Annotated in this window: 7 protein-coding genes; 2 read left to right on the top strand and 5 right to left on the bottom strand. The window is 61.2% G+C overall.

Annotation, left to right across the window (positions count from 1 at the left end):
* Positions 1–44: 44 nt before the first annotated feature.
* From IFS44_RS21310 to IFS44_RS21300, 3 genes are all read right to left on the bottom strand, one after another.
* Positions 45–251 carry a hypothetical protein gene (locus IFS44_RS21310; RefSeq protein ID WP_192100092.1) on the bottom strand — a complete coding sequence of 69 codons (207 nt, stop codon included), beginning with the start codon at positions 249–251 and terminating at the stop codon, positions 45–47.
* Between the two features lie 563 nt (positions 252–814).
* Positions 815–1,681 carry a relaxase/mobilization nuclease domain-containing protein gene (locus IFS44_RS22860; RefSeq protein ID WP_342366534.1) on the bottom strand — a complete coding sequence of 289 codons (867 nt, stop codon included), beginning with the start codon at positions 1,679–1,681 and terminating at the stop codon, positions 815–817.
* Positions 1,678–2,259 (bottom strand): hypothetical protein, encoded by a 582-nt coding sequence (locus IFS44_RS21300; protein WP_192100090.1) that lies wholly within the window; start codon positions 2,257–2,259, stop codon positions 1,678–1,680. Before IFS44_RS21300 ends, IFS44_RS22860 begins: the two co-directional genes overlap by 4 nt.
* A 270-nt stretch (positions 2,260–2,529) precedes the next feature.
* Here IFS44_RS21300 and IFS44_RS21295 point away from each other — a divergent pair, with 270 nt between their 5' ends.
* Together IFS44_RS21295 and IFS44_RS21290 are read left to right on the top strand one after the other, a co-directional pair.
* On the top strand, positions 2,530–2,808 hold the full coding sequence (locus IFS44_RS21295) for a hypothetical protein (protein WP_197977998.1): 279 nt from the start codon (positions 2,530–2,532) through the stop codon (positions 2,806–2,808).
* Positions 2,809–2,890: 82 nt separating this feature from the next.
* Positions 2,891–3,277, top strand: a complete 387-nt coding sequence (locus tag IFS44_RS21290; RefSeq protein ID WP_342366532.1) for a VOC family protein — start codon at positions 2,891–2,893, stop codon at positions 3,275–3,277.
* A gap of 425 nt (positions 3,278–3,702) precedes the next feature.
* On the opposite strand, the gene IFS44_RS21285 is transcribed toward IFS44_RS21290, so the two are convergent.
* Together IFS44_RS21285 and IFS44_RS21280 are read right to left on the bottom strand one after the other, a co-directional pair.
* On the bottom strand, positions 3,703–4,068 hold the full coding sequence (locus IFS44_RS21285) for a hypothetical protein (protein WP_192100086.1): 366 nt from the start codon (positions 4,066–4,068) through the stop codon (positions 3,703–3,705).
* The gene (locus IFS44_RS21280; RefSeq protein WP_031393547.1) at positions 4,065–4,751 is read right to left on the bottom strand and encodes a ParA family protein; all 687 of its coding nucleotides are present in this window, start codon (positions 4,749–4,751) and stop codon (positions 4,065–4,067) included. Before IFS44_RS21280 ends, IFS44_RS21285 begins: the two co-directional genes overlap by 4 nt.
* Between the last annotated feature and the right edge of the window lie 1,735 nt (positions 4,752–6,486).

Below are 6,486 nucleotides of genomic sequence, written 5' to 3'. Positions count from 1 at the left end.
AGCCTGACAGGTTCATCGTCGATCCGATCCACCAGATGCCGGGACTAAACACCTAGGATCATCTCGAGGATCGGCGTTTGATCCGTCACGGCGGCCTGGCCCGCATCGATCGTGTCGAGCCTATGGATGATCTCTCTGTGTGTCGCCTCGGTGCGCTGGCCGCTTTCGGTCAGCGCATCGAGCTGCTCCTGCACGAGCGTCAACGCGTCCAGAACGCCTGCCAGAGCACCGCTTACCTGGTCCGTGCTCATCGTTCTGGCCCACCCCTATCCGGCGAACGCGCGCGGTCCAGAGTTGCGCAATCACGATCCAATATCTCGCGAAGGACCTCCTCCGGCTTGCTTGGCGTCGGTGCCGTGGCCTGCCGTTCGGCCTCGTCCATAAACGAGCGAAGGCGCTCGGATACCCCCGAGGGTCGGCGTTCATGCGGCGTGTCTTCGGTCCGCTCGGGACTCTTCCGGAGTGCTTGCTTGGCCTCCAGCTTGCCACGCATAGCGCGAGAACGTTCCAGTGCTATGGTGATCGGATCGGGCCCGGGATCCGCGACAGCGGGGCCCGTCCGAGCATCAACGATCGCGTCGCGCCTGCGGGACGGTGAACCGGCACGCATCGCCCGGGCCGAGTTGGGCTCGGGCGGCGGCAATGCTGCGACGAACCGTTCGAGGCTCTGTGCGACTACCTGATCGGCAAGGGAAAGCGAAGCCGACAGCTCCGCGACGGATCGCATATAGGTCGCGCGAACGATGGCCTGCCGACTTGCAAGAACGGCCTCGACCGGGTCGGAAATACCCTGGTCGCGAAGGCGCCGGGCGCGCTAGGCGCGGCCCGTATCGATCTGCGGAACCTGCCCTTTGTCGCGCATCTTCCGTACCGCGATGTGTTCATGCGCGGGGTCGATACCGCGCGCTCTGGTCGGCGTGGCGTTGGCCTCGATGCCGCGTTCGCGGAGCTTCTCGGCGAAGCGCTGCCGCCATCGAAACAGATCATCACGGTCCGGATGGAAGCGGCGCCCATCGAAATCGCGACGTGCGATCGTGAGGTGAACGTGGGGATGATCGCGATCGACGTGAAGACCGGCAACCCACGACCGGTTCGCAAACTCCTCGGCTGCGAAATCCAGAGCAGCCGCTTTGAGACGCTCCGGATCGGTCCCAGACGGCATCGAAAGGATCATCGATATGGACGTCGCACCCTTGCGTCTGGCGTCCCCGTCCATCTCGAAGTTGTACCAATCCTTCGCGAGAATCTGCATGTCCCGTCCGTCGCGCAGCACGACGCCCTCGCTGGTTTCAAGCCCGAGTTCCTCGCCCGGACCGTGCCCCAGCCGACTGATGTAGGCGAAGTTGGCAAGGACGTGTCCGCCGCCATGCTGGCGCCCCGTGATCCGCACCATAACCTCTGGAACTCGACGTGATGTGCGATCCGCAGTCATCACTGCACGGCCGTTTATCCGGGCCTGCGATCCGCCTCCGAAAGCGTGCTTCGCCTGCGCACTGGCACGCGACGTGGCCAAAGATGATGCGGTCTTCGGGAACATCGATGCGACGGCAAGGCCGAGCATCGTGCCCCCGGTACTCGGGCCCTTTGCGCTGCCGCCTCCAGTCCCGAGGCGGTACTTCTTCGGTGGCGCGAAGACGCCCGCCATGGAGTCCATCGTCCCGGAAGAGAAGCGGAAGCTCACGCTGCTGAACCTCGGTAGGTTTCGGTCCAGTACCCGACCTCTGCCCCGATCGCGGCCGAGAGGGCCAGCCGGGTCGTAAACAGCAGCGCGTTCAGCTCTTCACATTTTTCGATAAAAGGACTGGCGATGCGGGCAATATCGAGCGAGCTTTCGGGCTGGTTCGCTGCGTTCATCGCATGGACCGCCTGGTTGATGTTTCGGCCGATCAGAAGCACCTGCTTGCGCAATTTGACGATCTCAGCCTGGGTGGCCGGAGCCAGCCTCAGCACGCCCGCCTTGTCCCAAAGCTGCCAGCGAAGCGTGCGTTTGATCCATTCGTTTCGCGTCATCTTCATCGGCGCCGCTACGGTGTCGATGCCTTCGACCTCGCTCCGGTCGAGCCGGACGGTGACGCGAACGAGGTCGTCAGGATGCCCCCTGCCCTGAAATGGCAGCACCGGGATGTCATCGTTCCCCGGGGCCAGCACGGCGTTGGCCAGCACGCTTGCCATCCAGCTGCTGCGGTTCTGCCCGTTCGCTGCAGCAACGCAGTCAATCTCGGCGACCAACTCGTCCTTCAACCGCAGACCTACATTCATCCCAAAAGCCCCGTGCAGCGGCGCCCCACAAGCCAATGTTAAACATTGGTGCCGTGAGGCATATCCTGCCATCCCTAGTAATTGCCTATCCTCATGAAAAAACAAAATCTTTGGAGTTAAATCACTCCAAACGCGGAGGTGAAAAGTGATTGACTGTGCGGTTGCGACAAGTAGCTTTCGGTCTTGTAGTGCGGTGCAAGGCGTTTGCACGATTAGGCACGGCTAACTGCTATTTCCTGGATTGCCCGCAACTTGCTAAGTTGTTCTCTATTGGAACCGGACTCGAAGAATGGCCCGAACAAGAACGCCGTCGATCTCGCAACAATCGAGGCTCGGCGGGAAGCTCTAAAAGCGGAACTTGCCCATCTGGACGAACAGGCAAAGGCGGCGGAGCAGACAGCTCGAGACGCTGGTCGTCCGGTTCTAACCGCAGCGCTTGAGCGGGTTAAAATTGCAGCGATCGACAAAGCGGATGCCCGGGCAATCGCGACGGCTATCTCGAAACACGGCGGCAAAGCGGTGGCACGCCAGCTTGCGTCGCTAGGCTAGGCTTCCCGATCCACCATCCAGACGAGAAGCCGGCGTTGGCCTAGCATCCAGATTAGGGCAGCCTCGTCGGATGCCTCAACGCTTGAACCTGACCGCTCTCCTTGTCGACGAATATGACACCGCGCTCTCCTTCGTCGTTCAGAAGCTTGGCTTCGAACTGCGTGAAGATACCGTGCTGACTGATGGCAAGCGGTGGGTGGTGGTCGCGCCGCATGGTGCGGCGAACGGACTGTTACTAGCGCGAGCGGTTGGCGACCGGCAACGTGAGGCGATCGGCGATCAAAGCGGCGGTTGCGTGTTCCTGTTTCTCGAAACAGACGACTTTGCCCGTGACCACCTCGCTTACACTCAGCGGGGCATCCGTTTTGTCGAAGCGCCTCGCCATGAACCATATGGCACGGTGGCGGTCTTCGAAGACCTCTACGGAAACCGATGGGATTTGATCGAACCTAGCGTGGGCAAGGGATGACCTTCGATCCGCCATTCTATGCGGTAAGGGCATTGGCTGGGATCGAACGCAGCGGTTCCCCAATCTTGGCAGCCACGGCCTGTCTGGGTGTTGCGCCGACGGAGGCTGACGGCCGGCGCTCGCTTCAGCGCGGCCGAGCAGGATACCCGAAAGCAGATTGACGGCGCCAGATCAGGCTGCCCCCCCTCCCCTGCAGACCGGCCATAGCTTGCGACGTGTTGGCGGCCGGGGCTCGCCCGTGCGCCGCGGCACACGGGCGCGGCTCGTATGGTGTTTCGGGCGCCGTCTCGGTCGTGCCAAGCGGGGTATCACGCCCTATCCATCGATCGTGGGGCCGCCTTTAACGGGGGTCTGCGGCGCGCGGGCGGTCAACCAGGATTGCGTTGCGTCGCCGCGCTAACGGCCATGCAAGGCCCCTGCCCTACCTATGGAGCAGCCCCGCCAATCTCCTTCTCGTAAAGCAAGAGCGCCGCATCTGCTACGACGTCGGCGAGCACGCGCTTGAGTGCCGGATCCGCGTCACGAAGAGCATAGAGTCTCGCAGCGGTCTCGGGATCTACCCTCACGTTGATCGCGATATTGCGATTGCCGGTTACGCGTGGCGGCCGTTGGAATGTCCCGGCTTGGGGACGCTCTCTAGGCACGGGCGCCGCTACAGGCGGGGCAGCTACAGCTGGGACAGCCGGACGCGACGGAAAGCCCGCCCCGTCGCTTATCTCGCGTAGCTTTGCTGGATCCTTGTTCGCTGGCGTATCATCGAACTCCGAGAGATCGAGCCTGGACCGGGTCATGCTGCCTCCTTCACGGTACGCGCCTTACGGAGCCTAGCGATCACTGCTGCCGCATAGGCTTCGGCGTTCTCGAGCGCCGCCTTCATGTTACCGACACCTTTGTCGTTGATGGTGCGAAGCGTGCCACCAGCGGCGAACATCGCGCGATAGGCCTCGCGATTGTAGATCATGACGGGAAGGACCGGAATATCAGCATCGTTGAACTGCTCCGCGATGTCCTTCTGATTGTTCGAGCGCAGCGCTGGCGGGATTTGGCTGAACAGGATAGCATAGTCGATCTTTGTCTTGGTGCCTCTCGCCGTCTGCTTGACGAGCTTAATAGCGCGGGCAGCCTGGGTGGCATCCAGATGCGACCCCTTGCAAGGAATGATCACCAGATCGCTTTGAGCGATTGCGAACGTGACGGTCGCGGTTGCCGCGCCTTCGAGGTCAACGAGTGTGAAGCGCGCCTCCGACGCGCCCCGCTCGATTTCATCGATGATCGCGTTTTCGTCGCGGCACGCGACGACAGTTATCGCATCCGGTCGTCCCGGTAACTGGCCCCAGTCGACCAGCGGAAGGTTAGGGTCAGCATCGATCAGGCGTACGGTACCCCCCGCCTCCGCCAACTCTCCGGCGAGCAACAATGTCGCCGTGGTCTTGCCCACCCCGCCTTTCGGCGACACGAAACTGATGACTGGCATACTGCTCTCCCGTTGCGGCCAGGTTGCTACCATGTAGCAGCCAGCGTTCATGAAGCGGCTATATCGCAACCTACCAAGTAGTGTCTAGCGACTTTGACACAATCTAGCAGCGAGCAACCTGCGTTATAATTGCGATTTACTCGCAATTAGCCCGCGAGTTAGTAGCAGGCTTGTCGCGACCCTGTTGCAGGTTTGATGCGATGATGTTGCGGCAGGGAAGCGACGTGCTCGCGATCCAATTGGTAGTCGGTTGCTGCATGCTACCAACTAGCGACACGCGCCTTTGCGATACCGTCAAGACGCGGTTGGCAAGCCGCGAGAGGCAGGCACCAACCGTGTATGAACATGCTACGTCATAGCTGTCTAGTTGCTACCCTAACGCAATCCGCGATCAAGTCGCTACAGTATCGCTAGCTCATTGCTACCACACGGCTACCAGACGAAGGAGCGGTTCCCCTCAGTTCCCGTATCGCCAAAGCAATTGATGAATCCACAGTGCCACGCCACAAATCGATAAGAGATTGAGACGCCGAACGCGACAAACGCGATCGGCGTTCACCAAAGCGCAAAATGGCGAAATTGATCGTGAAGTACCCACGGCCCGATCTCGTTCGACACGACCTGCACCACACCGGATACAACGACGCTCAAGACGAAGACCCAATCCTAATCGGGCGGCTGAGGCCGCCCGGACGATGCTCATTTCTCCCAGAGTGGCTTGAGCTTGCGAGTTCGCTTTACTGCGGGGAGGGGTGCCTGCTCGGGCATCCCGTGTGCTGCGATCTCCGCTTGGATGCTTGCAAGTTCAGCGAGCCATGCCTGGGTGCGTGCGGTTTGGACGTGCAGGTAAACCTCCGTCTGTTCGTTGAGACGGATGCCGGCTGACGATCGGGCGGGGTCAGGGTCACAGGACCGCGCAGCGGCCGCGCAAGCGGGGCGTGGGGGTGCCGATTTTGTCGTGGTCGAAGCGAAGCGAGGGCCACGTCAAAATTGAGGGAACCGCGCATCCTTGACGCTGACTCCGCCCGGTCGTCACGATGGACAGAGTCGACGACAGAGCCTTTCCGACGTTGGTAGGGCAGGGGAGGCGCCGACCCACGCGACGGTCTTGCCTCCCACACGCACCAGTCACTCTTCCCGGACAACCGTCGATGTCCAGATAGCGACCGTCAGCCGGTCTCATCAAATTCTGCGGCAAGTCGCGGGCATTGAAGCACTCGATCTCATCGGAAAGAATGCCGCCATCACGACGACCGCTGCCATGAGCGAGGCGATCTAAGACCCCGGGCGCTCCACACGGCCGTGCTGATCGCCGAGCGTGGTGTGGGGAAGGGGGGCTCGAAATTGATGATCTTATCCTTTCCGCAGCAGGGGGAACCCCGGCGCCATCGCGCCGGGGCGGTGCGTCATCGTTCGTCGACGCGCATGATCGTCCGGGCAAAGGGGTAGCGTGGCGCAAAACGCGCATCCTTGAACTTACGTTCGTTCAGAGCTATATGGAGGGGACAGCAATAGACCCGGTTCGACGTTTGGCGACGTCGCTCCATACAATCTCTGGGATGCCCGGCCTTTGTGCCGGGCTTTCTTTTATGTGGTCACAGCTCATTTTCCCTTCGCTGACGCTCGTTTCGTCAACTCTTCGGTATTTTTGGAGGAAAGAGGCCCTGTGCGAAATAGCTAGGTGTTTAGTCCCGGCATCTGGTGGATCGGATCGACGATGAACCTGTCAGGCTCT

The sequence above is a fragment of the Sphingomonas sp. CFBP 13706 genome (genome assembly GCF_014842355.1).
GTDB classification, from domain to species: Bacteria; Pseudomonadota; Alphaproteobacteria; order Sphingomonadales; family Sphingomonadaceae; genus Sphingomonas; species Sphingomonas aerolata.
The sequence above is the reverse complement of the archived record's forward strand: the minus strand, read 5'-3'. Positions and strand labels throughout refer to the sequence as shown.